Raw genomic sequence first — 23,995 nt, 5'->3', positions numbered from 1 at the left:
ATCTGACCTCTCCCCGCAAGCGGGGCGAGGTGAAGAACGCCTACCTTCGCTCGGTCGCGCCCATCTCGGCGGAGCTCTTGGCTTCCTGGGTGAGCTCGGCGGAGAGCGCTGCGGTCTGCGCTGGCGTCCCCCAGCTCGGTTCCTCGCTGCCGTCGCCCCAGGCGCGCGGGCGATAGAAGGTGTGGACGCCGGTCTTGTACATCTTCTTCATCTCGGCGACCCAGGACGGGCGTACCCAATAGGCGTGGTAGTGCGTGGACTTGCCGACCTCGGGTAGCCAGATCTGGCCGTCGAGCATGGCCTTCGAGATCTTTTTCGCACGCTCCCACATCTCGGGCTCGCGGATCACGTCGGCATTGTTGTCGCAGGCGAAGGTGAACTGGCAGGCGAGATGGCGGTGCTTGTTCTGATAGACGGCGCCGCACACCGTGTCCGGATATTTGCCGGAGAACACGCGGTTCATCACCACCTGCGCAACCGCCATCTGACCGCGCACGGCTTCGCCGCGGGACTCGAAATAGACGGCTTCCGCGAGGCATTTTTCGGACTTCGCGCGCGACTTGTCGTCGAGCGCGAGCCGTTCCGCCGGCGATCTGGCGCGCTGGTTGTCGACGTTGACCTCACCCTTCGGCGCGACGCTCTCGCCGCTTTCGATATCCTTCGCAATATCCTCCGACGGCGGCGACAGCGAGGCCGTCACCTTCATGTCGGGGTCGGGCATCACAATCAGCGGCTCCGCGCCGGGTTGCCAGCTCTCGATGCTCTCGACATTGCCACCGAGTGAGGAACTGCCGAAGAACAGGTTCGAGGTCTTGACGCGGAACGGATCGCGCGGCGGTGCGGCCGGAATGGTGGCCTGCTTCAGGGCTTCGAGCGGTTGGAGCGCGAGCGAACGCGCAGCGTCGCTGGCTTGTGGCGCATTGGTGTATTGCGGCAGCGGCGGTGCGCGCAGCGCTTCCGCGAGTTCGGGATCGAGCGCGGCCGCGGACTCCGGCGACATCGCCGGTGGCAGCGCGACCGTCTTGGCGCCGAACACCGAGCTGTTCGACGTCGCGGGATCTTCCTGCGTCGGCGCTGCCGTTGGCGCGCCCGCTTCGGGAGCCTGCGTCGGTGTGACCGTTGCGAGCCGATCACCCTTCATGGAGCGATCGACTTTGGGAAAATCGGCGGCCTGGTAGCGCGGCGGCGCCTGAAGCGCCGGGTTGCGGCTGATCGCGCCGGTGACGTCGCGGCCGTCGAGGCTCGCGAGGAGAACCATCGCGCTCTGCGGAGCCGAAGTGCCGATCGGCCGGGAAAAACTGTAAGTGGCGAGCTGTATGGAGGACGCAGCAGAGAACACCTGCTTCTGCCAACGCTCCGCGACGCCGGGTTGGCGCGCCAGCAGCGAGGCAATGTCCTGATAGCCGGTCTCTCTCGGCATCAATGCGAAGATGCAGAGACCGATGCCGAAGGACGCGAACCGCGCGCCCTTCGGATGGGTACGCAACAAAAACATCGATACGCTCACGCTACGCTTACGCTAGAAAAATCGAGCCGCAGTACATCCGTGCAATTCGATCTTTATCGTGAGTATCTAATTTAGGTTGCCGGGGCGTTAATCGGCGTTGCGCAGGCGGCACACGCAAGCAATCGCAGGTGTTTTCACGGGGTGATGATGCACGTTGGTAAACGCGCTCTCACGCGACGAGGTAAACAATCGGTCAACGCGAATGGTGAAGGAACTCTTGCGCGCACGTGTCATTACGAGACGCGCGATGAGTTCCCGGTGTTGCAAACGCGTCATTGCGAGCGCAGCGAAGCAATCCAGACTGCCGCCGGGGTAAGATTCTGGGTTGCTTCGCTGCGCTCGCAATGACGGCGTGGAAAGAGCGGTGCGCAAAATGAAAGAGGCGGGGTTTGCCCCGCCTCTTTCGCTCTCAACATTTCAACTCGCCGCTTAGCTTACGCCTGGCTCGCCACCGCCTTGCCGAGCGCAGCTTGCGCGGCGGCGAGGCGGGCGATCGGAACGCGGTAGGGCGAGCAGGAGACGTAGTCGAGGCCGATCGCGTGGCAGAAGGCGACGGAGGCAGGATCGCCGCCGTGCTCGCCGCAGATGCCGACCTTGAGCGAGGCGCGCGTCTTGCGGCCGCGTGCGACGCCGATCTTGACGAGCTCGCCGACGCCTTCCTGGTCGAGTGCGACGAAGGGATCGATCGGCAGGATACCCTTGGACACGTAAGTCCCGAGGAAGCTCGCAGCGTCGTCACGGCTGATGCCGTAGGTGGTCTGCGTGAGGTCGTTGGTGCCGAACGAGAAGAACTCGGCGCTCTCCGCGATCTCGGCCGCGAGCAGGCAAGCGCGCGGCAGCTCGATCATGGTGCCGACCTGATAGGTCAGCTTGGTGTTGGTGTCGCGCATCACCGCCTTCGCGGTGGAATCGATGCGCGCCTTGACGAGGTCGAGCTCCATCTTGGTGGCGATCAGCGGCACCATCACCTCGAGGCCAACGGCCTTGCCGGTGCGCTTCTCGGCCTCGACCGCCGCTTCGAAGATCGCGCGCGCCTGCATCTCGGCGATCTCGGGATAGGCGATCGCGATGCGGCAGCCGCGGAAGCCGAGCATCGGATTGAACTCCGACAGCTCGCGCGCGCGATCGGCCAGGCGCCGTGGGTCGGTGTTCATGGCGCGGGCCACTTCCTCGACCTCGGCATGGGTGTGCGGCAGGAACTCGTGCAGCGGCGGATCAAGCAAACGGATCGTGACGGGAAGGCCCTTCATGATCTCGAACAGCTCGACGAAGTCGGCGCGCTGCATCGGGAGCAGCTTTGCCAGCGCAGCGCGGCGCGACTGCTCGTCCTCGGAGAGGATCATCTCGCGCACCGTGCGGATACGCGTCTCCTCGAAGAACATGTGCTCGGTACGGCAGAGGCCGATGCCTTCCGCACCGAACTTGATCGCGGTGTGCGCGTCCTCCGGCGTGTCCGCGTTGACGCGCACGCCGATCTTGCGGACCTGGTCGGCCCATTTCATCAGCGTGCCGAACTCGCCGGACAGCTCGGGCTCGATCATCGGCATGCGGCCGGCGAGCACCTGGCCGAGCGAGCCGTCGATGGTGATGACGTCGCCGGTCTTGAAGGTGCGCGAGCCGATGCTCATGGTGCCGCGGCCGTAATCGACGCGGATGGTGCCGCAGCCGGAGACGCAGGGCTTGCCCATGCCACGCGCGACCACCGCGGCATGCGAGGTCATGCCGCCACGGGTGGTCAAGATGCCTTCGGCGGCGTGCATGCCGTGGATGTCTTCGGGGCTGGTCTCGATCCGGACCAGAATCACCTTGCGACCGTCGGCCTGAAGCTTTGCCGCTTCGTCCGAGGAGAACACGATCTCGCCGGACGCCGCACCCGGCGAAGCCGGCAGGCCGGTCGCGATCACGTCGCGCTTGGCGTTGGGGTCGATGGTCGGATGCAGCAGCTGGTCGAGCGATGCCGGGTCGATCCGCGTCACCGCTTCCTTCTTGGTGATCAGGCCTTCATTGGCGAGCTCGACCGCGATGCGCAGCGCCGCCTTGGCAGTACGCTTGCCGCCGCGGGTCTGGAGCATCCAGAGCTTGCCCTGCTCGACCGTGAACTCCATGTCCTGCATGTCGCGGTAGTGCTTCTCGAGCAGCGTGTAGATCCGCGTCAGCTCCTTGAAGGCCTCCGGCATCGCCGATTCCATCGACGCCTTGTCGGAGCCCGAGTCCTTGCGCGCTTCCTCGGTGATGTCCTGCGGCGTGCGGATGCCCGCGACCACGTCCTCGCCTTGCGCGTTGATCAGGAACTCGCCGTAGAGCTTGCTCTCGCCGGTCGAGGGATTGCGCGTGAAGGCAACGCCGGTCGCCGAGGTCTCGCCCATGTTGCCGAACACCATGGCCTGCACGTTGACCGCGGTGCCCCAGGATTCCGGAATGTCGTGCAGCCTGCGATAGGTCACCGCGCGGGCGTTCATCCAGGATGAAAACACCGCGCCAATCGCGCCCCAGAGCTGGTCGTGCGGATCCTGCGGAAAATCCTTGCCGGTTTCGCGCGCGACCGCGTCCTTGTACTTGCCGACCAGATCGACCCAGTCGTCGGCGGTGAGATCCGTGTCGAGCGTGTAGCCCTGGCTGTCCTTGAAGGTGTCGAGGATTTCCTCGAAATGATGATGCTCGAAGCCGAGCACCACGTCCGAATACATGGTGATGAAGCGGCGATAGCTGTCATAGGCGAAGCGGCGATCGCCCGACAGTTCCGACAGCGCTTCCACGGTCTCGTCGTTGAGGCCGAGATTGAGCACCGTGTCCATCATGCCCGGCATCGAGGCGCGGCCGCCGGAACGCACGGAGACGAGCAGCGGGTTCCTGGAATCGCCGAAGACCTTGCCGGTCAACTTGCCGACATGGTCGAGCGCCTTCTCAACCTGCGACTTCAATTCTTTCGGATAGGATTTGTCGTGCGCGTAGAAGTAGGTGCAGACCGAGGTCGGGATGGTGAAGCCAGGAGGCACCGGCAGCCCGAGATTGGCCATCTCGGCCAGGTTGGCGCCCTTGCCGCCGAGCAGGTCGCGCATCTCCGCTTTGCCCTCGGCCTTGCCGTCGCCGAACGTGAACACCCACTTGCCGGCCTTGGCCGCAACAGGCACGGCCTTGCTTGAAGCAGCCTTGCTCGGTGCCGGCTTCACGGCAACCTTCGGCGCAACCGGTTTCGTCGGTGCCTTAGCAACAGCCTTGGAAATCGACTTGGAAACCGACTTGGCGGCAGGCTTCACAGCCGGCTTGGCAGCAGCCTTGGCAACCGGCTTAACAGCGGCCTTGGCCACTGGCTTCGGGGCGCGTTTGGCAAGTGCCTTGCGGGCCGCCGGCGCGGCTTTCGCCTTGGCGGAGGACTTTGATTTCGCTGGCATTTTCGCTGAAGTTTTCGAGGCGGCTTTGGCCATAGCTTGCACACAACCTGCGAGAGGAATGGGTAATTGCGGGCCTTACACCACTTTGGGCAGGTCCGCGCAAGTCGAAGAGTTCCGTAGAATGAAGGCCTAGAGATGGAGCCACTTCAACAATCCGAGCCCGATCGCACCATTTATGATGAGAAAAATCGCGACGATCAGGTTCAGCAGGCGCGGCATGATCAGGATGAGCACACCCGCAAGCAGCGACAAGATCGGCGAGATGTGGGCGACGGTGATGTGCATGAATTTTCTTTCCGTGGGGTGGGGGCGAATCGCGGCGGGATCATAGCGGACTGAGTTCCGCGGGTAGAGACGCACTGGGCGCGCACGAGTTCCCGGCTCCGCGAAAACAGCCCGAAAATGCCGCGAATGCGGCGGGCGTTTTCCGGAACATCGCGGAGACGCATGCATTGGCAACCGGTCGCGCCATCGGCGCTTCCCGAAAACCTTCTCGAAGGAGTTGCCCATGCGGAACAGGATTCTTGCTCTTGCAGCGCTCGCGGCCGCGATCGGTTCGCCCCTTGCGGCGCAGGCGCAAAGCAGCGTCACCGTGGGACGCGCGCCCGTCGTCGTCGACAGCGGCCCGACCATCGCAGTCGAGCAGCGGCCGGCTTTCCGCGACTATGTCGTCGAACAACGTGTGCCGGCTTTCCGCATCCCGGATCGCGTGGTGGTCGGTGCCACCTTACCTGAAAGCGGCGTCACCTATTATGACGTGCCGCAGCGTTTCGGCGCCACCACCTATCGCTATACCGTCGTGAACGGCGAGACCGTATTGGTCGAGCCGCGCTCGCGGCGCATCGTCGAGGTGATGGACTAGCGCTTTCAGGGATCGACTAGGTGTCCGGCGCGTCACATCAATCAGGCTGACGCGAGCAGTAGAGTCGGACATCAGGCCCCGCCCGGTCCTCCCCCCGCCGGGCGGGGCTTTTTGTGTGGGCACTCTTCGCGCATAGGGATTGCGGCCACCAACTCCGACCTCATGGCCGGGCTTGTCCCGGCCATCCACGCGTCTCCACGAGCGAAGAAGGACGTGGATGCCCGGGACAAGCCCGGGCATGACGGTGTTCAGTTGCGCCAAAACCGCGATCAATCCTGGATCTTCGAGAAATCCGCCACCGCACGCGTGGCGCTGCGGATCTCGTTGAGCAGCTTCAACCGGTTCTCGCGCACCTTCGCATCCTCGTCGTTGACGCGAACTTTCTCGAAGAACGCATCGACCGGCGGGCGCAGCTTGGCCATCGCACTCATTGCAGCAGCGAAGTCTTCCTTCGCGACAGCAGCGCTTGCCTCCGCCTTCACTTCGCCGATCGCCTTGGCCAGCGCCTTCTCCTCGCCGAGACTGTAGAGTGCAGCATCGGGCGCCCCGTCGAAGCTGCGCTTGTCCTTTTTCTCCTCGATGCCGAGGATATTGCTCGCGCGCTTGATGCCGGCGAGCAAATTCTTGCCGTCGTCGGTCTCGAGGAATTTGCCGAGCGCCTCGACGCGGCGGACGATCATCAGGAGGTCATCCTGGCCGCCGAGCGCGAACACGGCATCGACGAGATCGTGCCGCGCGCCCTGCTCGCGGAGCTGGACTTTCAGGCGGTCGGCGAAGAAGGTGATTACATCTTGGACCACCGCCTGGAAATGCTCCAGGCCGCTCTCCAACACGCTATCCGAACGAGCGATCTCGCGTGCGCGCTGTGCCAATTTTTCAGACAGTCCTGGAACAACAAAGTCCAGCGACGCCGCCTTCTTTGCGACCATGTGCTCGAATGTGGAAAGCGTGCGCTCTGCGAAAAAGAGTGAGTGGAATATGGCAAGCTGATAGAGAGGCAGTCGGAGCTCATTTTCGACAATCAGCCTGATCACACCCAGCGCCGCGCGACGCAGCGCATACGGGTCCTTGCTGCCCGTCGGCTTCTCGTCAATCGCCCAAAAGCCGACGAGCGTGTCGAGCTTGTCCGCGAGCGCCACAGCAATACTGACCGGATCAGTCGGCACACGATCAGAAGGGCCTTGAGGCTTGTAGTGCTCCTCGCAAGCCGCGGCGACAGAGGCGTCCTCGCCCTGGGCCAGCGCGTAGTACTTGCCCATCAGGCCCTGCACCTCGGGGAATTCGCCGACGACCTCGGTCAACAAATCCGCCTTCGCCAGATGCGCGGCCCGCGTCGCCTTGGCGACATCGGCGCCGACCAGCGGCGCGATCTCGGCGGCGAGGCGTTCGATGCGCTTGATACGCGCGGCCTGGGTGCCGAGCTTCTCGTGGAACACGATCTGCTCGAACTTCGGCAGCCGATCTTCCAGCTTCGTCTTCAAGTCCGTCTCATAGAAGAACTTCGCGTCCGACAGGCGCGGACGGATCACGCGTTCGTTGCCGGCGACGATGGTCTTGCCGCCGTCGGGCGCCTCGATGTTGGCGGTGAGAACGAACTTGTTGGTCAGCTTGCCCGTCTTGGCATCCCTGACGACGAAGCACTTCTGGTTGTTGCGGATGGTGGCGCGGATCACCTCTTCGGGGATCGCGAGATATTCTTGCTCGAACGATCCCATCATGACGACGGGCCATTCGACCAGGCCGGACACCTCGTCCAGCAGCGCCTGGTCCTCGACCAGTTCGAACCCTTGCGCGAAGGTCAGCTCCTTGGCGTCGGCGAAGATGATGTCCTTGCGCGCCTGCGGATCGAGGATGACTTTTGCGGCCTTCAGCTTCGCTTCGTAGTCCTCGAAGCGGCGCACGGAAATCGCAGCCGGCGCCATGAAACGATGGCCGTAGGTGGTCTGGCCGGCCTCGATGCCGTCCACCGAGAATTTGACGACATCGGGCTCTTCGGTCTCGGGCCCGAACGTCGCGGTGATCGCGTGCAGCGGACGCACCCAGCTCAGCGAGCCCGGCTTGCCGGAGCGCGCGCCCCAGCGCATCGATTTCGGCCAGGGGAAGGTGCGGATGATCACGGGAAGGATTTCCGCGAGCACGTCGATCGCGTCGCGGCCGGGCTTCTCGATCAGCGCGATGTAGAAGTCGCCCTTCGGGTCGCGCTGGATCTTGGCCTCGTCCAGCGACGTCAAACCCGTCGCTTTCAGAAAACCCTGCACGGCCGCGTCGGCCGCGCCGATCTTCGGTCCGCGGCGTTCGGTCTTCAGGTCAGGCTGGCGCGCAGGGATGCCGTGCACGGTCAGCGCAAGGCGGCGCGGGGTCGCGAAAGCCTTCGCGCCCTCGTAGACGAGGCCTTCGGCGACGAGCTTGTCGGTGACCATGCGGCGCAGATCGTCGGCCGCCTTGGCCTGCATGCGCGCGGGGATTTCTTCGGAGAACAGTTCAAGCAAAAGATCGGGCATCAGGCCGCTCCGCCCGCTTCAGTATGTATCCAGGCCTCGCCGCAAGCCTTTGCCAATTCGCGCACGCGAAGAATGTAGCTCTGCCGCTCCGTCACCGAGATCACGCCGCGCGCGTCGAGCAGGTTGAACACGTGGCTCGCCTTGATGCACTGGTCATAGGCCGGCAGCGACATCAGATGGGCCTCGCGCTTGCCATCTTTCCAGCCGGCCTCGAGATATTTCCGGCAGGCAGATTCCGCCATCTTGAATTGCTCGAACAGCATCGCGGTGTCGGCGACTTCGAAATTGTGCTTCGAATATTCCCGCTCGGCCTGCAGGAAGACATCGCCATAGGTGACCTTGGCGTCACCGTCGCGGCCGTTGAAGTTGAGGTCGTAGACGCGATCGACGCCCTGCACGTACATCGCGAGGCGCTCGAGCCCGTAGGTGAGCTCGCCCGCGACCGGCGCGCATTCGACACCCGCGACCTGCTGGAAATAGGTGAACTGGCTGACTTCCATGCCGTCGCACCAGCACTCCCAACCGAGGCCCCAGGCGCCCAGAGTCGGGCTCTCCCAATCGTCCTCGACGAAGCGAATGTCGTGCACGGCGGAATCAATGCCGATCGCGGCGAGCGACTTCAGGTACAGCTCCTGAAGGTTCGGCGGCGATGGCTTCATGATCACCTGGAACTGGTAGTAGTGCTGCATCCGGTTCGGATTCTCGCCGTAGCGGCCGTCCTTGGGCCGCCGCGAGGGCTGCACATAGGCCGCGTTCCAGGGCTTTGGCCCGAGCGCGCGCAGCGTAGTCGCCGGATGGAAGGTACCCGCACCCATCTCCATGTCGTAGGGCTGCAGGATCACGCAGCCCTGCTCGGCCCAGAACCGCTGGAGCGCGAGGATGAAACCCTGGAACGAGCGTTCCGGGCGCATATGGGCGGGCAAGGAGGCGTCCATCGTCAGATCGGGCTCTCGCGGGGGGTTGAATCGCGCGGGACCGTATCGACGGCAGGGGTCGGAATCAAGGTGAAGGGGTTGAATGGCGTCATTCCGGGGCGATGCGAAGCATCGAACCCGGAAGAAAGACGCCGGCTAACCCGGCCGATAGGCTCCGGTCACCGGATCCTGTTTCAGGGTCTGGACGGCCCCCCTATGGGCGGCCTCGGCGACGCGTGAGAGGCGCATCTCCTCCAGCTCCTGGTTGATCCTGACAGCGGTCTTGTAGGCCCAGCGGACCACGGCAAGCCCGCCCAGGACGCCCGCGAATGCGACGAACGGCGGCATCGGTCGTTCCTTGTTCACAATGCTCAGCCCCCACGCGCATTCTTGCGCAGACCGGGCCGCGCCGCAATTGGCACGGCTTCAAGTCTCCTTGGGGCCAAATGGCGCGGCAGGGCTCCGCCTAGAACCCGAATTTCGCCCAGATCGCGCGCGTCTCCACCGCCGAGATCAGGTCGTCCGGCAGGCCGGCCATTGATTCCAAGGCCGAAAGCTGCCCCGCGCCGGGCGATTTCCGGCCCAAAAGGCCGGAGAGCAGACCGGTCGGCTGGGCAATCACGGGGGTGAGAACCTTCTCGCCAAAGCGGGCACGAAGAGTTGAGCGGAGATCGCCGATGCTGTCGGCGAGCCCGAGCGCGATCGAACTCCCGCCGGCCCAGTATTCGCCCGTGAACAGCGTGTCGTCGGAGCCCTTCAACCGCGCGCCGCGGCTCTCCTTCACCAGCGCGATGAAGATCTGGTGGATCTCGCGCTGGAGCGCCTTCAGCTTGGCGACGTCGTCAGGATTTTCAGGAAGAAATGGGTCGAGCATCGCCTTGTGCGCGCCGGCGGTGTAGAGACGCCGCTCGATGCCGAGCCGCTTGATCGCCTCCTGGAAACCAAAGCTGCCGCCGACCACGCCGATCGAACCAAGGATCGAGGACGGATCGCAGATGATCTCGTCGCCGGCGCAGGCGATCATGTAGCCGCCGGAGGCCGCGACGTCCTCGACGAACACCAGCACCGGCAGCTTCTTCTCCGCCGCGAGTTGCTTGATGCGCAGGTAGATCTGGCGCGACTGCACCGGCGACCCGCCGGGCGAATTGATCACCAGCGCCACCGCCTTGGCGTTACGCGTCGAAAACGCCCGCTCCAGCACCCGCGAAACGGTCGCGAGCGTCATGCCCGGGCGCAGCGGCGTCACTGCCCCGATCACACCGGACAGCCGCACCACCGGCACCACGGCCGTGCCGGGACGGAAGCGCGCCGGCAGATATTGCATGAGCTTGTCGGCCAGGCCGGAACTCTCACGATCGTTCAATTGTTCGGCCATGCCGTTACCTCTGATTAACTATTTCTTATCACGCGACTGTCATTGGAAGGGCCCGGAACGTGTTTTGCAGAAACCCCGTTGAGAGGCTGCAATGGGCCAGCGGAGAACACCATGAAAATCTATCTGCTGATGCTGCTGATCGGTGCGCTGTTCATGGCGATCCGCCTGACGACTCCGCAAGAGCAGCAGTCGGAATCGCTTCCGCAATAGCTCAGCACGGTTCCACCAGGGGTAGAACCGCCCTTCCCTCCAGAATATCCATCACCTCTTTTTTGGGCACGCGTGACTCCTCGTTGAGGACGAGGCCCGGCAACAATCGTGCCGGAGCCCTTCCGCCCTTGATTGCGCGCACCAGCACCCGGATCGCGAGCCGCCCGGCTTCAGCGTGAACCGGCAAAATCGCGAGACTGCCGAAGCCGCGAGACAGCGCCGCCAGAACCTCCGCGATGCCATCTGCGCGCCAAATCAATGTCAGCGCGCCGTGCGATCGGAGGATGCGCCGCGCCGCATGCACCCAGGCATTCAGCGTCTCATCCGTCGCCACATGCGCGATCTGGCGCGCCTGATCGGGCGAACCGCGATGGCGAGCGGGATCGTTGAAGGGCGGGTTCATCAGCACCACGTCGACGCTGTCCGGCGCGAGCCCGCTCGCCGCAAAGGCCTGCGCGTCCGCGGTGACGTCGAGCACGATCGTCTCGGCGGCAATCGCATTCGCTGCCGCATTGGCGCGCGCAAGCTCCGCCAGCTCGGGATCGATCTCGACCAGGCCGAGCCTGATCCCGGCAACGCGCCGAGCCAATGCAAGACCCGCCGTGCCGATGCCGGCGCCGAGATCGACGACACGGTCGCCCGCCCTCGCCTCCGTCGCCGCCGCGAGCAGAATGGCATCGTGCCCGGCGCGATGGCCGGACCGCTTCTGCTTCAGCCGCAATTGCCCGCCAAGAAAGGCGTCCTCGGTGAGGTCTGCCGGGGCTTCACTCATCGCCGCGCAGTTCGTGGCTGAGGCCGGCCTCGGTCAGAAGCTGCCGGGCCTCGATGGCGTCGTCCTCGTGGACCAGGATCCGCCGCGGCAAAATGCCGAGCGAGCCCTCGATGATGCTCATGTTCTGGTCCAGCACCAGATGATGGATGTTGGCGCCGTCGAGCAGCGCGCCGATCGCCGACACCAGCACCATATCGTTGGTCCGAACCAGTTCTCGCAAAACACAGGCCTCCTGCCTGACGGGGATTAAGCGCCAAATGTCAATGGTTCCACGGCCCTTGCCGCATCCCCGTCCAGTTTCTATGGTCTTTCCATCAGAATAGCCCTTCCGGGGCAAATATTGGAGACCGGCGTGGCCGTCATCGTACCTTTCGAAACTCCCGGCGCGTCGATCGAAGAGCTGGTTGCCCTTGTCGCCGGTGACATGGAGCGCGTCAACGCCACGATCCTGTCGCGGACCGGTTCGGACGTGACCATGATCCCGGAGGTCGCCAACCATTTGATCTCCTCCGGGGGCAAGCGCCTGCGGCCGATGCTGACGCTGGCCATGGCCAACCTCGCCGGCTACACCGGCGACGGCCATATCAAGCTCGCTGCCAGCGTTGAGTTCATGCATACCGCCACCCTGCTCCATGACGACGTCGTCGACGAGAGCGAGATGCGCCGCGGCAAGCTGTCGGCGCGCATGCTCTGGGGCAATGAGGCGAGCGTGCTGGTCGGCGACTTCCTGCTCGGCCAGGCCTTCCGCATGATGGTCGAGGTCGGCTCGCTCCGCGCGCTCGACATTCTCTCAGCGGCCGCCGCCACCATCGCCGAGGGCGAGGTGATGCAGCTTGCCGCCGCCAAGAACACCGCGACCACCGAAGACGAATATCTCGCCGTGATCCGCGGCAAGACCGCCGAGTTGTTCGCGGCCGCCTGCGAGGTCGGCCCCGTGATCGCCAACCGCCCGAAAGCAGAGCAGACCGCCTGCCGCTCGGTCGGCATGAATCTCGGCATCGCCTTCCAGCTCGTCGACGACGTGCTCGACTATGGCGGCAAGAGCGCCAAGCTCGGCAAGAACACCGGCGACGATTTCCGCGAGGGCAAGATCACGCTGCCCGTCGTGCTCGCCTTCCGCCGCGGCAACGACACCGAGCGCGCCTTCTGGATCCGCGCGCTCGAGCGCGGCGAGATCGGCGACACTGACCTCGACCACGCCATCGGGCTGATGAACAAGCATCGTGCGCTCGAAGACACGCGCAGCCGCGCCCAGCACTACGGCGCCATGGCGGTGGACGCGCTGGCGCTGTTCCCGTCCTCACCGATGAAGAGCGCGCTGGAGCAGGTCGTGGCGTTCTGTCTGGCACGGTCGCATTAGGGCGCGCGTCTTCGGTGTTCTACCCGCACCCGTCTCGGTGACGGCCGCTACGGCGTCCACTGAAATCGTATTGCCGCTGCGGCATAGCCATCGTCATTGCGAGCGAAGCGAAGCAATCCAGAGTCCCCCCTTGGAAAGATTCTGGATTGCTTCGCTCCGCTCGCAATGACGGAGCAAGGAGCGCAGGCTCGCTCGCCAACTCGCATCCGGATCACGGAGACAGTTTTGCAGTCCCGCACCTCGTCCTCCCGTGCGGGGAAGTTGCCCCTTGTCACTTGCATTTTGAAAGTTACCTCCCTACTTTCGAACCATGCAGCCCAAATCCCCCTCCATCCAGGAATGTCCGGTCGGCCGCGCCGTGGAGACGGTCGGCGAATGGTGGAGCATCTTGATCCTGCGGGATGCGTTCCAGGGCGCAACGAAGTTCGACGAATTTTCGCAAAGCCTCGGGATCGCGCCGAACATCCTGTCGCGGCGGTTGGCCCATCTCACCGAAAGCGGCATGTTCGTCCGCCGCCGCTATCACGAACGGCCGCCGCGCTACGAATATGTGCTGACGGACAAGGCCCGGGACTTCTTCCCCGTGGTCGCAACCCTGCTCGCCTGGGGCAACAAGCATCTCGCACCGAAGGGCGAAGCCATCCTGCTCGCGAACCGCTCCGATCGTCGTCCATTCAATCCGGTCGTGGTCGATGCCGCCGACATGCAGCCGATCACGCTCACCAACGCGGTCATCATCGCCGGTCCCCGCGCGAGCCGCCTCATGCGTAAACGGCTGACCTCGCTCAAAGCCATGAACCCGGCCGTCGCGCCGGCTGGAGACTGACATGCGTCGTATCGTCGTGACGGGAATGGGCGTGGTATCGCCGCTTGGCTGCGGTGTCGAGCTGTCCTGGCGCCGGCTGCTGGCCGGCCAAAGCGGGCTGCGCCCGCTGCCGGAATGGTCGCAGGCGCTGCCCGCACGCATTGCCGGCCTCGTGCCCGACAAGGCCGATGACGCAGACGGCGGCTTCGATCCCGCGCAGGCCGCCGCGCCGAAAGACCAGCGCAAGATGGACCGCTTCATCCTGTTCGCGCTGCTCGCCACCGCAGAAGCGGTTGCGCAGGCCGGCTGGAAGCCGCAGGACGCGGCAGCGCAGGAACGAACCGCGACGATCATCGCCTCCGGCGTCGGCGGTTTTCCGGCGATGGCGGAGGCGGTGCGCATCACCGAACAGCGCGGCCCGCGCCGGCTGTCGCCGTTCACGATCCCCTCCTTCCTCGCCAACCTCGCGGCCGGCCACGTCTCGATCAAATACGGCTACAAGGGAGCGCTGGGCACACCGGTCACGGCGTGCGCCGCCGGCGTTCAGGCGATCGGCGATGCCGCGCGCATGATCCGCGCGGGCGAGGCTGATGTGGCGATCTGCGGTGGCGCGGAAGCTTGCATCGACATCGTCAGCCTCGGCGGCTTCGCCGCGGCCCGCGCACTGTCGAGCGGGTTCAATGACGCGCGCGCCTCGCGCCCGTTCGATCGCGATCGCGACGGTTTTGTCATGGGCGAAGGCGCCGGCATCCTGGTGATCGAGGAGCTGGAGCATGCGTTGGCGCGCGGCGCGACGCCGATCGCGGAGATCGTCGGATACGGCACGACCGCCGACGCCTATCACATGACATCGGGGCCGCCTGACGGCGACGGCGCCCGGCGCGCCATGGAGATCGCGCTCCGGCAGGCCAAGCTTGCGCCTGCGGATTTGCAGCACCTGAACGCGCATGCGACGTCGACGCCGGCCGGCGACGAGAGCGAGCTTGGCGCGATTGCCGCGCTGTTCGGCCGTCACCGCGGCATCGCCGTGAGCGCAACCAAATCGGCTACCGGCCATCTGCTCGGTGCCGCCGGCGGCCTGGAAGCAATCTTCACCGTGCTCGCCCTGCGCGACCAGATCGCACCGCCGACGCTCAATCTCGAAAACCCCGATCCCGCCGCTGACGGCATCGACATCGTCGCCGGTGCGGCGCGCCCGCTACCGATGCAGCACGCGATCTCGAACGGGTTCGGCTTCGGCGGGGTGAATGCCAGCGTGATCTTCCGCCGGATGGGCTAGGCAAGAGGGCTTGCAATCGCGGCAAGCTGCGCTACCAAAACAGGATGATCAACACGAATTTCTGGCTGTTCCTGGCCGCCGCTTGTCTCATCGCCGCCGTTCCCGGCCCCGGCATTTTCTACGTCGCGGCACGGACCCTATCGGAAGGGCGCGGCAGCGGTTTTGCATCCACCGCGGGCACCGCGCTCGGCGGGCTGGTTCATGTGGTCGCAGGCAGCCTCGGCATCTCTGCGATCATCCTTGCCAGCGCCGAGCTGTTTGCCGCCGTGAAATTTGTCGGCGCACTCTATCTGGTCTGGCTCGGCATCAGGACTTTTCGCAACGCCGGTGCGCTGTCATTCGACAGCGAGCCAGTCGGCGACAAGCAAGCCTTTCGCGACGGCGTGCTGGTCGAGGCGCTGAACCCGAAGACCGCCGCATTCTTCCTCGCCTTCATTCCGCAGTTCCTCGACCCGGCGGGATCGAACCCGACGCTGCAATTCATCATGCTGGGTGCAATTTCGGTGACGCTGAACACGCTCGCCGATATCGTTGTGGTGCTGATGGCCTCCGCGACACGCACGCAGTTGATCGGAAGGCCGCATTTGATGCGACGTCTCACCCAGGGCTCCGGCGTCTTCATCGCAGGGCTCGGCCTGTCGCTCGCACTGGCGCGGCGGCCCGCGAATGGATAGCGCCACCATGCTCGCCCCGCAAAGCCGCATCTACGAGTCTCACGGCCTGCGGCTGCACTATGCCGACTGGGGCAACGACGCCGCGCCCGTAGCGGTCCTGGTTCACGGCGGCCGCGATCACTGTCGGAGCTGGGACGTCATCGCCCGGTCGCTACAGCCACATTTTCACGTGGTCGCACCCGACCTGCGCGGTCACGGCGATTCCGATTGGACCAAAGGCGGCAGCTACGCACTGACGGAGTATGTGTACGACCTCGCCCAGCTCGTCCGTGCCGTCGCAGCGCCTCAAGTCACTCTCGTCGGCCATTCCATGGGCGGCATGGTCAGCCTGATCTTTACGGGGGCATTCCCCGAACAGGTCGCGAAGCTGGTCGTGCTCGACGGCGTGACGATGCTGCCGGATACACCAAAACCGCCGGTGCATGAGCGCATCGGCAAATGGGTCGGTCAGCTCGACAAGCTGCACGACCGCGCACCGCGCCGCTATTCGACCCTCGAAGACGCTGCGGCGCAGATGGTCCTTCACAACAAGCGGCTGTCCCGCGACCTCGCGCTGCATCTCGCCACCTACGGCGCGCGGCAGAACGAGGACGGCACCTATAGCTGGAAGTTCGATCCCTACCAGCGCGCCTCTGCGCCGCACCGGCTCTGGCCGGACGATCACATCGCGCTGTGGTCGCGCATCACCTGTCCGACGCTGCTCCTGAATGCCGGCGAAAGCTTTCTGGCTGGCGCGAGGGCCGCGGGCCTGGAGCGCTACTTTCCGCAGGCGCGCGTCGAGACCATCGCCGGCGCCGGACACTGGCTGCAACATGACAAGCCGCAGGAGGTGTTGGGCGAAATCCGGCGGTTTCTCGGACTGGCGGAGGAAAGCGGCGGCTAGCTCAACTGCCGTAGCCCGGATGGAGCGTAGCGCAATCCGGGACCGCCGCAGCCGAACCATCCCGGATTGCGCTTCGCTCCATCCGGGCTACCGGCACCGTCGTCGGCGAAATACCTAGCTCAGCGTCCCCGCGTGCACCCACCAACCGGAATGATCCCTGCGGATCTTCTCGGCGGCGGCATGCGCCTCGGCAAATGCGCCATAGATCGCAAAGCACGTCGCACCCGAGCCGGACATGCGGGCGAGCTTGACGCCGGCGGAGCCACGCAAGGCTTCCAGCACGTCGCCGATGACAGGCTCGATGCGCATCGCAGGCGCTTCGAGATCGTTGGCGACGGTCTCGAGCGTATCGACCCAATCGGCAATGGAGGCGCCCTCGCCCGGCCAGGCCGGTCCGTCGAAGACGGACGTGGCGCCGACCAGGAGTTCGCCGTTGCGCAGGCCCAGCGCCTGAAACACATCCTTGGTCGCGACCGGCACGCGCGGATTGACCATCACGCAGGGCATGCTCGGCAACGCGAGCGGCAGCAGCTGCTCGCCGACACCGGTCATGTCACAGGCACGCGAGAACAGACACACCGGCACGTCGGCACCGGTCGCAAGCGCAACCTTCTGGAGGCGGGCGTCGTCGAGCGACAGATCGTTGAGCCGCGCCAGCAACCGCAGCGCCGCAGCGGCGTCGGCCGAGCCGCCGCCGATGCCGGCGGCGACCGGGAGCACCTTGTCGAGCGCGAAGGCGCCCAGCTTCAGGTTCGGGACGGCTTCGGCCAGGAGCTTGGCCGCCTTGAACACGAGGTTGTCGGCCATATCGCCGCAGGCCGCCGCGAGCGGCCCCGTCGTGGTGAGCTTCAGTTCGCCGCCGGCCTCCAGCGTGAGCCGGTCGGCGCAGTCGGCAAAGGCGACCACGCTTTCGAGATCATGATAGCCGTCTGCACGACGACCGACCACGCGAAGGCTCAGATTGACCTTCGCGCGCCCTTCTTCAATCAACGCCGGCATAGACGACACGCCCCCAACTTCAACTCACTCAGCCGCCCTTGCCGTCGTCCTTCTTCTTCTCCTTCTCCGCCTGCGCAGCCGAGGAGTTCGAATTGTCGTCGGTCATACCGTTTGCAATCTTGGCCTCGATCTTCGGAAGTTCATCCGCTTCGGGCTTGAGATCGCGGGCGTGCGCCCACTGGAACTTGGCTTCCAGCGTACGGCCGACGCGCCAATAGGCGTCGCCAAGGTGATCGTTGATGGTGGGATCCTCGGGCTTGAGGTCAATGGCGCGCTCGAGGTTCTTCACCGCGTCCTCGTAATTGCCAATGCGGTAATAGGCCCAGCCGAGGGAATCGACGATGTAGCCGTCATCCGGGCGCTGCTCGACCGCCCGCTTGATCATCTTCATGCCTTCGTCGAGATTGATGCCCTGGTCGATCCAGGAATAGCCGAGATAGTTGAGGACGTGCGGCTGGTCGGGCTGCAGCTCGAGCGCCTTCTTCATGTCGGCTTCCGCCTTGCCCCACTGCTTGGAGCGCTCCTCGCAGATGCCGCGATAATAATACCAGACGCTGTTGGCCTTGTCGTTGCCGGCCGGCAGCACGTCGACCCCTTGCGAATAGGTCGCGCCGCATTCGCCGAACTTCTTGCGGCCGCGCTCGATGTTGCCGAGCGCCATGATGGCTTCGAGATCCTTGGAATCCTCAGTGGTGACGCCCTTGAGGATCTTGATCGCCTCGTCGGTGCGGTCGGCGGAATCCAGATCGATGGCGAGCTGGATCTGGGCGTTGCGCTTGAGCGGCGAGGACGCCGGCACCCGCTCATAGACCTTGATCGCCATCTGCGGCCGCTTCACCGATTCATAGAGATCGGCGAGCGAGAGCAGCGCCAGGGGATGGGTGGGCTGAAGGTAGAGCGAGAGCTGGAGATAGACCAGCGCCAGATCCTCGCCGCCGCGGCGGGTCAGTGTGGCGCCGATGCCGTAGAGCGCTTCTGCGGCGCCGGCTTGCGCGCTATCGACCAGCGGCGGCATCTTCTTGCCGGCCTTGGTGTCGCGCAACCCTTCCACGATCAGCGGATGGCGGGCGAGCTTCTTGTCGAAAGCCTGGTAGACCGTGGTCGCGGCGGCCGAGTCCTTGTTGCGCGACAGCCAGCGCGCATAGGCCTCGGTGACGCGCAGCATGGAATCGTCGAGCTTGTAGGCGCGCTCGAACCGGGCGCCGGCGTCTTTCTCCTTGCCAGCGAGCTCGAGGATCATGCCGGCATGGAGATCCTTGAACAGCGGATACCATTCCGGACCAGCCAGCTTGTCGATCGTGGCGACACCGCCCTTGGCATCGCCCGCACCATAGGCGGCCCAGCCCGACAGCAGAGTGGCGACGAGATCGGTGATCGGACCGCGGATCGACTGGTTGATGTTGGTCTGCGCGGTCGCGTACTTCTTGAACTTGAGATCGTGCACGCCGACGACGAGGCGCGCAACGCGGTTGGTCTTGTCGATGGTCAGGATGCGCTCGGCGAGCTTGACGGCCTCATCGATGTCGCCGTCGGCAACCGAGGAGATGAAGGCGCGGTCGAGCAGCTCGTTGTTCTTGGGATCGGTGCGCAGGGCCGAGCGATAGAACGCGGCGGCGGAGGCCGCATCGCGCTCGACGCTGGCGTGGCGGGCGGCGAGATAGCTGCCGGAAGTGGTCAGCGCCTTCAGATCGTTTCGGGTCGGAAACTGCGCCGCCGTGTCGGACGGATGATCCGGCGTCTGCGCCAGGACCCTGCCGGGGACCGTCGCGATCGCTGTGCCCATGAGGGCGATGGCGGCAACAGTCCAGCGGTTGAAACGATTTGAAAACATCAGGGCTCGCCTTGAGTTGGTAGTGCCTGGGTCTGAAGAAGGCCGTATCGCATGCGAACGCGGCCGGTGGCATGGGGACCCGGAACCGTCGGGCCGACAATGCCGCTTTTGGCGCTTCACCGCAAGGATTCGGGCCGGACGATCCCCTCCGCACGCCCCAAATCGACCAAGTGACCGGTCAAGAGCGCCCCAAGACGCCGCCAGTATGGCCTTATCGTGACCACGGACCGCGACCGCGGCCGGGTTCTCACGCGAACGTGCGTCGCAGGGCCAAGGTCACGCAATATTGGTCGCCCTTGGGCCTTGGTCACCTGGATCGTGGCTTGCTGACCCCGCCTACATCGCCTCGTAGTTCGGACCGCCGCCGCCCTCCGGGGGAACCCAGGTGATGTTGCCGTTGGGGTCTTTCACGTCGCAGGTTTTGCAGTGGACGCAGTTCTGAGCGTTGATCTGGAAGCGCGGACCCGAACCTTCCTCTATCCACTCATAGACGCCGGCCGGGCAATAGCGATTCGACGGACCTGCAAACACGTCATGCTCGGAGGTCTTCTGGAGGTTCATGTCCGTAACCTTGAGATGGACCGGCTGGTCTTCCTCATGATTGGTATTGGACAGGAACACCGACGAGAGCTTGTCGAAGGAAATCTTGCCGTCCGGCTTCGGGTAGGTTCTCGGCGCGTGGGTCTTGGCCGGATCGAGCGTCGCACGATCGGGCTTCGCGTGCGACTGGGTGCCGAACAGCGAACCGCCGAACAGCGTGTTGCACCACATGTCGAAGCCGCCGAGCGCAACGCCGAGCACCGTGCCGAACTTCGACCACAACGGCTTGACGTTGCGGACCAGGAACAAATCCTTGCCGACCGAGGAGGAGCGCCAGGCGTTCTCGTAGTCGACGATCTCGTCATTGGCGCGATCGGCGGCAATGGCGGACGCAACGTGCTCGGCGGCGAGCATGCCCGTGCCCATCGCGTTGTGCACGCCCTTGATGCGGGGAACGTTGACGAAGCCGGCCGCGCAGCCGATCAGGGCGCCGCCGGGGAAGCTGAGTTTCGGGACCGACTGATAGCCGCCCTCGGTGATGGCGCGCGCGCCATAGGCGAGCCGCTTGGCGCCTTCGAAGGTGCTGCGAATCGAGGGATGCGTCTTGAAACGCTGGAACTCGTCGAACGGTGACAGATACGGGTCATCGTAGTTGAGATGCACGACGAAGCCGACGGCAACGAGGTTGTCGTCGTAGTGATAGAGGAACGAGCCACCGCCGGTCTTCAGATCGAGCGGCCAGCCGAACGAATGCTGGATCATGCCCTTCTGGTGCTTGGCGGGATCGATCTGCCAGACTTCCTTGAGCCCGATGCCGAACTTCGCCGGCTCGCTCTTGGTATCCAGCGCGAACTTCGCGATGAGCTGTTTAGTCAGGCTGCCGCGCGCGCCTTCCGCGAACAGCGTGTACTTGCCGAGCAATTCCATGCCACGGGTAAAGGAGTCCTTCGGCTTACCGTCCCGGCCGATGCCCATGTCGCCGGTGGCGATGCCCTTCACCGCGCCCTGCTCGTCATAGAGCACTTCGGCGGCGGCAAAGCCCGGATAGATCTCGACGCCGAGGGCCTCTGCCTTGCGCGCCAGCCAGCGGCAGACATTCCCCAGCGAGCCGATATAGCAGTGATGGTTGTCCATCAGCGGCGGCATGATGAAGTTAGGCAGCCTGATCGCGCCACCGCCCGTCATCCAGTAGAAGCGGTCGTCCTTCACCTGGGTCTTCAGAGGGCAATCGGAATCCTCGCGCCAGTCCGGGATCAGCTTGTCGAGCCCGGCCGGATCGATCACGGCGCCGGAGAGAATATGCGCACCGACCTCGGAGCCCTTCTCCACCACGACGACGTTGAGATCGGCATTGATCTGCTTCAGCCGGATCGCTGCAGCCAGACCCGAGGGGCCGGCGCCGACGATGACGACGTCGAATTCCATGGATTCGCGCGGGGGAAGTTCTTCGGTGCTCATCTGATCTCAGCCCTTGAGACGGTCCTTGGTCGATTGCGCCCTCTTGTTTCCGATTTTTCCGGGTAGGACAACCTCGGAAATGCGTTTCGCCGGGGTGCAAGGCGCCCCAAACTGGACTAATAGTCAGACTTTCCAATGATCCCAGAACCCGCACCCACGGTCCGAGAGCTTCTCGCCTTCTATCTGGAGGCCGGAGTCGATTGCACGCTCGCGGAGGAACCGATCGACCGCCTGGCGGAATTGGATGTTCCACCTCCGGCCCCGCGCGCGCCACCTCCGGTCGAAGCCCCACGGCCGGCCGCCGCACCGGCAGTGTTGCGCGGCGAGGCGGCCCCCGCGCCCGACATCGCGATCGCGTCGGCGCGCGAGGCCGCACGCACCGCGCCGACCTTGGAGGCGCTGCGCGAGTTGATGCAGAGCTTCGACGGCTGCGCGCTGAAGCACACCGCGACACGGCTGGTTTTCGCCGACGGTAATCCGCAGGCGCGCATCATGTTCGTCGGCGAGGCACCGGGCCGCGACGAGGACATCGAGGGGCTGCCCTTCGTCGGGCGCAGCGGCAAGCTGCTCGATTTGATGATCGGAGCCATAGGCCTCAACCGCACCACGGCCTACATCGCCAACGTGATTCCCTGGCGGCCGCCCGGCAACCGCACGCCGACGCCGCAGGAGACGCAAATCTGCCTGCCGTTCATCCAGCGCCAGATCGAGCTGGTGAATCCGGATGTGCTGGTGACGCTCGGCAATCCCTCGACGCAGACGCTGCTGTCGACCCGCGAAGGCATCATGCGCACCCGCGGCCGCTGGTTCGACTACGAGACGGGCGCGCGCACCATCCGCGCGCTGCCGACCTTCCATCCCGCCTATCTGTTGCGCTCGCCGTCGTACAAGCGGCTCGCCTGGCAGGATCTCCGCGCGATCGCGAAGGTGCTGGCGGGCGCGTGAGGAGGCGTACGACCTCTCCCCGTCATTGCGAGCGCAGCGAAGCAAATCCAGAATCTTTCCGCAGAGGGATACTGGATTGCTTGGTCGCAAGGGCTCCTCGCAATGACGACGAAGAGCGAGCGACTACGTCCCCTTCGGCCGCACGATGGCCCAGCCGATGCGCAGCAGTTGCTGGCGTCCGGTCACCAGCCATTCGAAGGCGCGCGGGACTTCCGGGACGATGCCGGGAAAGCGCGCGAGGATGTCCGGCGGCGGGGTGCCGGCGGTATCGGAGGCGCGCCAGACCACGACGCCGCCGGTCTCGCTGAATTTGGCCTGATTGATCCACGGCGTGCGTGAAGGCTGGGCATCGATGAAGAGATGGGGCCGGCCGGAATGCAGCGTGATCAGGCTGGCAAGCTGGGTCTCGCCGGCGACCGCGCGCAGACGATGATTGGTGCGGCGAGCAAAGCTCTCGTCGAAGAAGTCCGAAATCGCGCGCGCCGGCATCGAGGTCGCGATCTCGTTGGCACCGGTCCACGGCAGGAGCAGGACGGCGAGCACGACGCCGATTGCGGGCGCGATGACGGCGGCCGCCCAGACCATCCGCAGCATCCTCGCGCGGCGCATCGCGATGAGATCGCCGGCCCCCACGACCACGGCAAGCCCCGACAACACTAGCACGACGCCGGCGCCGCCGACGACCGCGTCGAGGCCCAGCAGGCCGGAGATCAGCACCGCGCCGAGCGCCGGCGCCAGCGCGAAGAAATAGACGAAATTGCGCGCAAGCGGCTCGACCGGCGGGCGGTAGATGATCGGCGCCTCCTCGCTCTTGGGAACGAACAGGCCGGTGTTGAGCACGGTCAGCGCCGGGATCGCCGCCGCGCCGAGCAGGAGCCCCCCGAGCAGCCAGGCCGCGTGCAGCGCGCGGGCATTGAGCTCGCTGACCGCAGGCAAGGCCGGCAGGACGAGCACCTCGGCGCGCATCAGCCAGACGGCATAGGGCAATGCCAGCACGGCGACGACCACCAGCGCAAACAGCGGGTCGAATGCGCGCAGCGTGCGGCGGCCGTCCGCGGTTGCGAGTGCGAAGACGACAATCAGCAACAGCAGGAAGATCGCAGCCGGCGTCGTCAGCAGCAGGAGGCCCGCCTCGATCGACCAGGCAAACCAGGCGTTGCCGCGGCGCTGTCCGATGATCTGCCAGGAATGCAGCAGCAGCAGTGCCCAGAGCGGCCGCGCCAGCACCAGCGGGCCGAAGTCGAGTACGGGCGAGGAGAAGGCCAGCAGCGTCATGGTCAGCAGCACGGCCAGCACAGCCTGCTGGGGGCCGACCACCGCGCGGGACAGATGATAGAGCGCGATGAAGGTCGCGACCCCACAGAGCTCCGCCAGGATGTAGACGCCGAACACGTGGCCGCCGGCAGCGCGATAGGCGATGTCGGCGAGCCAGACCGGCAAGGGCGGGCCTAAATCAGTGCCGACCTGGTATTCGCGGCCGAAGGCCAGCAGCGTCGCGAGGCTGCCGGGCGGGCTGCGATAAAACACCAGCGCCACGAACAGCCACATCGCGGCCTGGAGCAGCACGGCGATCCAGACGATCAGCCGCGGCCGCGCGCGAATGAGCTCGATGACCAGGGAGGTAAACCGCATGCAACGTCCGAAAGATGCAGCCAACCCGTGAAGCCGGCCCTATTCGCTCACGACTA

General features: G+C 65.1%; 20 protein-coding genes. 7 read left to right on the top strand and 13 right to left on the bottom strand.

Going from position 1 to position 23,995, the window contains the following annotated elements; all coding sequences use genetic code 11:
- Positions 1–40: 40 nt before the first annotated feature.
- The 3 genes from AC0L3J_RS19325 to AC0L3J_RS19315 all read right to left on the bottom strand — a co-directional run bounded on the left by AC0L3J_RS19325 (position 41) and on the right by AC0L3J_RS19315 (position 5,184).
- Positions 41–1,495 (bottom strand): cell wall hydrolase, encoded by a 1,455-nt coding sequence (locus AC0L3J_RS19325; RefSeq protein WP_473348068.1) that lies wholly within the window; start codon positions 1,493–1,495, stop codon positions 41–43.
- 446 nt (positions 1,496–1,941) lie between these two features.
- Complete coding sequence (gene ppdK, locus AC0L3J_RS19320) at positions 1,942–4,932, bottom strand: pyruvate, phosphate dikinase (protein ID WP_456765562.1); 2,991 nt, start codon at positions 4,930–4,932, stop codon at positions 1,942–1,944.
- 96 nt (positions 4,933–5,028) lie between these two features.
- Positions 5,029–5,184: a DUF3096 domain-containing protein gene (locus tag AC0L3J_RS19315; RefSeq protein ID WP_007594951.1), complete on the bottom strand. Its 156-nt coding sequence runs from the start codon at positions 5,182–5,184 to the stop codon at positions 5,029–5,031.
- A gap of 223 nt (positions 5,185–5,407) precedes the next feature.
- Here AC0L3J_RS19315 and AC0L3J_RS19310 point away from each other — a divergent pair, with 223 nt between their 5' ends.
- Entirely contained in the window at positions 5,408–5,761 is a 354-nt protein-coding gene (locus AC0L3J_RS19310; RefSeq protein ID WP_007594952.1) for a DUF1236 domain-containing protein, read from the top strand.
- A gap of 269 nt (positions 5,762–6,030) precedes the next feature.
- On the opposite strand, the gene glyS is transcribed toward AC0L3J_RS19310, so the two are convergent.
- From glyS to AC0L3J_RS19280, 6 genes are all read right to left on the bottom strand, one after another.
- Entirely contained in the window at positions 6,031–8,262 is a 2,232-nt protein-coding gene (gene glyS / locus AC0L3J_RS19305) for a glycine--tRNA ligase subunit beta (protein WP_456765563.1), read from the bottom strand.
- Positions 8,262–9,197 carry a glycine--tRNA ligase subunit alpha gene (locus AC0L3J_RS19300; RefSeq protein ID WP_456765564.1) on the bottom strand — a complete coding sequence of 312 codons (936 nt, stop codon included), beginning with the start codon at positions 9,195–9,197 and terminating at the stop codon, positions 8,262–8,264. The genes glyS and AC0L3J_RS19300 overlap by 1 nt, the downstream gene beginning before the upstream one ends.
- Before the next feature lie 135 nt (positions 9,198–9,332).
- Entirely contained in the window at positions 9,333–9,524 is a 192-nt protein-coding gene (locus tag AC0L3J_RS19295) for a hypothetical protein (RefSeq protein WP_007607173.1), read from the bottom strand.
- A gap of 118 nt (positions 9,525–9,642) precedes the next feature.
- Positions 9,643–10,551: a S49 family peptidase gene (locus tag AC0L3J_RS19290; RefSeq protein ID WP_456765565.1), complete on the bottom strand. Its 909-nt coding sequence runs from the start codon at positions 10,549–10,551 to the stop codon at positions 9,643–9,645.
- A 211-nt stretch (positions 10,552–10,762) separates the two neighbouring features.
- Positions 10,763–11,533, bottom strand: a complete 771-nt coding sequence (locus AC0L3J_RS19285) for a tRNA1(Val) (adenine(37)-N6)-methyltransferase (protein ID WP_456765566.1) — start codon at positions 11,531–11,533, stop codon at positions 10,763–10,765.
- Complete coding sequence (locus tag AC0L3J_RS19280) at positions 11,526–11,753, bottom strand: putative signal transducing protein (protein ID WP_007607161.1); 228 nt, start codon at positions 11,751–11,753, stop codon at positions 11,526–11,528. The genes AC0L3J_RS19285 and AC0L3J_RS19280 overlap by 8 nt, the downstream gene beginning before the upstream one ends.
- Before the next feature lie 132 nt (positions 11,754–11,885).
- Here AC0L3J_RS19280 and AC0L3J_RS19275 point away from each other — a divergent pair, with 132 nt between their 5' ends.
- The 5 genes from AC0L3J_RS19275 (at position 11,886) to AC0L3J_RS19255 (ending at position 16,534) form a co-directional block, all read left to right on the top strand.
- Positions 11,886–12,893, top strand: a complete 1,008-nt coding sequence (locus AC0L3J_RS19275) for a polyprenyl synthetase family protein (protein WP_007594965.1) — start codon at positions 11,886–11,888, stop codon at positions 12,891–12,893.
- A 310-nt stretch (positions 12,894–13,203) separates the two neighbouring features.
- Entirely contained in the window at positions 13,204–13,719 is a 516-nt protein-coding gene (locus tag AC0L3J_RS19270; RefSeq protein ID WP_456765567.1) for a winged helix-turn-helix transcriptional regulator, read from the top strand.
- A gap of 1 nt (position 13,720) precedes the next feature.
- The gene (gene fabF, locus AC0L3J_RS19265; protein ID WP_456765568.1) at positions 13,721–14,977 is read left to right on the top strand and encodes a beta-ketoacyl-ACP synthase II; all 1,257 of its coding nucleotides are present in this window, start codon (positions 13,721–13,723) and stop codon (positions 14,975–14,977) included.
- Positions 14,978–15,021: 44 nt separating this feature from the next.
- The gene (locus tag AC0L3J_RS19260) at positions 15,022–15,651 is read left to right on the top strand and encodes a LysE family translocator (protein ID WP_456765569.1); all 630 of its coding nucleotides are present in this window, start codon (positions 15,022–15,024) and stop codon (positions 15,649–15,651) included.
- Between the two features lie 7 nt (positions 15,652–15,658).
- Positions 15,659–16,534: an alpha/beta fold hydrolase gene (locus AC0L3J_RS19255; protein WP_456769690.1), complete on the top strand. Its 876-nt coding sequence runs from the start codon at positions 15,659–15,661 to the stop codon at positions 16,532–16,534.
- Between the two features lie 114 nt (positions 16,535–16,648).
- On the opposite strand, the gene AC0L3J_RS19250 is transcribed toward AC0L3J_RS19255, so the two are convergent.
- The 3 genes from AC0L3J_RS19250 to AC0L3J_RS19240 all read right to left on the bottom strand — a co-directional run bounded on the left by AC0L3J_RS19250 (position 16,649) and on the right by AC0L3J_RS19240 (position 21,362).
- Positions 16,649–17,533, bottom strand: coding sequence for a 4-(cytidine 5'-diphospho)-2-C-methyl-D-erythritol kinase (locus AC0L3J_RS19250; protein ID WP_456765570.1), 885 nt, complete (start codon positions 17,531–17,533; stop codon positions 16,649–16,651).
- Between the two features lie 28 nt (positions 17,534–17,561).
- Positions 17,562–19,364, bottom strand: coding sequence for a tetratricopeptide repeat protein (locus tag AC0L3J_RS19245; RefSeq protein ID WP_007594974.1), 1,803 nt, complete (start codon positions 19,362–19,364; stop codon positions 17,562–17,564).
- A gap of 336 nt (positions 19,365–19,700) precedes the next feature.
- Positions 19,701–21,362 (bottom strand): electron transfer flavoprotein-ubiquinone oxidoreductase, encoded by a 1,662-nt coding sequence (locus AC0L3J_RS19240; protein ID WP_456765571.1) that lies wholly within the window; start codon positions 21,360–21,362, stop codon positions 19,701–19,703.
- A gap of 135 nt (positions 21,363–21,497) precedes the next feature.
- Here AC0L3J_RS19240 and AC0L3J_RS19235 point away from each other — a divergent pair, with 135 nt between their 5' ends.
- A complete protein-coding gene (locus AC0L3J_RS19235) occupies positions 21,498–22,307 on the top strand; it encodes a uracil-DNA glycosylase (protein WP_456765572.1) in 810 nt (269 codons plus the stop codon).
- A 123-nt stretch (positions 22,308–22,430) separates the two neighbouring features.
- Here AC0L3J_RS19235 and AC0L3J_RS19230 read toward each other — a convergent pair whose 3' ends face one another.
- A complete protein-coding gene (locus AC0L3J_RS19230) occupies positions 22,431–23,939 on the bottom strand; it encodes a glycosyltransferase family 39 protein (protein ID WP_456765573.1) in 1,509 nt (502 codons plus the stop codon).
- Between the last annotated feature and the right edge of the window lie 56 nt (positions 23,940–23,995).

Source organism: Bradyrhizobium sp. Kon37 (assembly GCF_055807535.1).
Note: the sequence above shows the minus strand (reverse complement) of the source record. Positions and strands in the feature narration are given on the sequence as shown.

Excerpts from the sequence above, each read along its gene's own strand:
- AC0L3J_RS19325 (WP_473348068.1), bottom strand. The coding sequence starts at position 1,495 with ATGTTTTTGTTGCGTACCCATCCGAAGGGCGCGCGGTTCGCGTCCTTC.
- ppdK (WP_456765562.1), bottom strand. The coding sequence starts at position 4,932 with ATGGCCAAAGCCGCCTCGAAAACTTCAGCGAAAATGCCAGCGAAATCA.
- AC0L3J_RS19315 (WP_007594951.1), bottom strand. The coding sequence starts at position 5,184 with ATGCACATCACCGTCGCCCACATCTCGCCGATCTTGTCGCTGCTTGCG.
- AC0L3J_RS19310 (WP_007594952.1), top strand. The coding sequence starts at position 5,408 with ATGCGGAACAGGATTCTTGCTCTTGCAGCGCTCGCGGCCGCGATCGGT.
- glyS (WP_456765563.1), bottom strand. The coding sequence starts at position 8,262 with ATGCCCGATCTTTTGCTTGAACTGTTCTCCGAAGAAATCCCCGCGCGC.
- AC0L3J_RS19300 (WP_456765564.1), bottom strand. The coding sequence starts at position 9,197 with ATGGACGCCTCCTTGCCCGCCCATATGCGCCCGGAACGCTCGTTCCAG.
- AC0L3J_RS19295 (WP_007607173.1), bottom strand. The coding sequence starts at position 9,524 with ATGCCGCCGTTCGTCGCATTCGCGGGCGTCCTGGGCGGGCTTGCCGTG.
- AC0L3J_RS19290 (WP_456765565.1), bottom strand. The coding sequence starts at position 10,551 with ATGGCCGAACAATTGAACGATCGTGAGAGTTCCGGCCTGGCCGACAAG.
- AC0L3J_RS19285 (WP_456765566.1), bottom strand. The coding sequence starts at position 11,533 with ATGAGTGAAGCCCCGGCAGACCTCACCGAGGACGCCTTTCTTGGCGGG.
- AC0L3J_RS19270 (WP_456765567.1), top strand. The coding sequence starts at position 13,204 with ATGCAGCCCAAATCCCCCTCCATCCAGGAATGTCCGGTCGGCCGCGCC.
- fabF (WP_456765568.1), top strand. The coding sequence starts at position 13,721 with ATGCGTCGTATCGTCGTGACGGGAATGGGCGTGGTATCGCCGCTTGGC.
- AC0L3J_RS19260 (WP_456765569.1), top strand. The coding sequence starts at position 15,022 with ATGATCAACACGAATTTCTGGCTGTTCCTGGCCGCCGCTTGTCTCATC.
- AC0L3J_RS19255 (WP_456769690.1), top strand. The coding sequence starts at position 15,659 with ATGCTCGCCCCGCAAAGCCGCATCTACGAGTCTCACGGCCTGCGGCTG.
- AC0L3J_RS19250 (WP_456765570.1), bottom strand. The coding sequence starts at position 17,533 with ATGCCGGCGTTGATTGAAGAAGGGCGCGCGAAGGTCAATCTGAGCCTT.
- AC0L3J_RS19245 (WP_007594974.1), bottom strand. The coding sequence starts at position 19,364 with ATGTTTTCAAATCGTTTCAACCGCTGGACTGTTGCCGCCATCGCCCTC.
- AC0L3J_RS19240 (WP_456765571.1), bottom strand. The coding sequence starts at position 21,362 with ATGAGCACCGAAGAACTTCCCCCGCGCGAATCCATGGAATTCGACGTC.
- AC0L3J_RS19235 (WP_456765572.1), top strand. The coding sequence starts at position 21,498 with ATGATCCCAGAACCCGCACCCACGGTCCGAGAGCTTCTCGCCTTCTAT.
- AC0L3J_RS19230 (WP_456765573.1), bottom strand. The coding sequence starts at position 23,939 with ATGCGGTTTACCTCCCTGGTCATCGAGCTCATTCGCGCGCGGCCGCGG.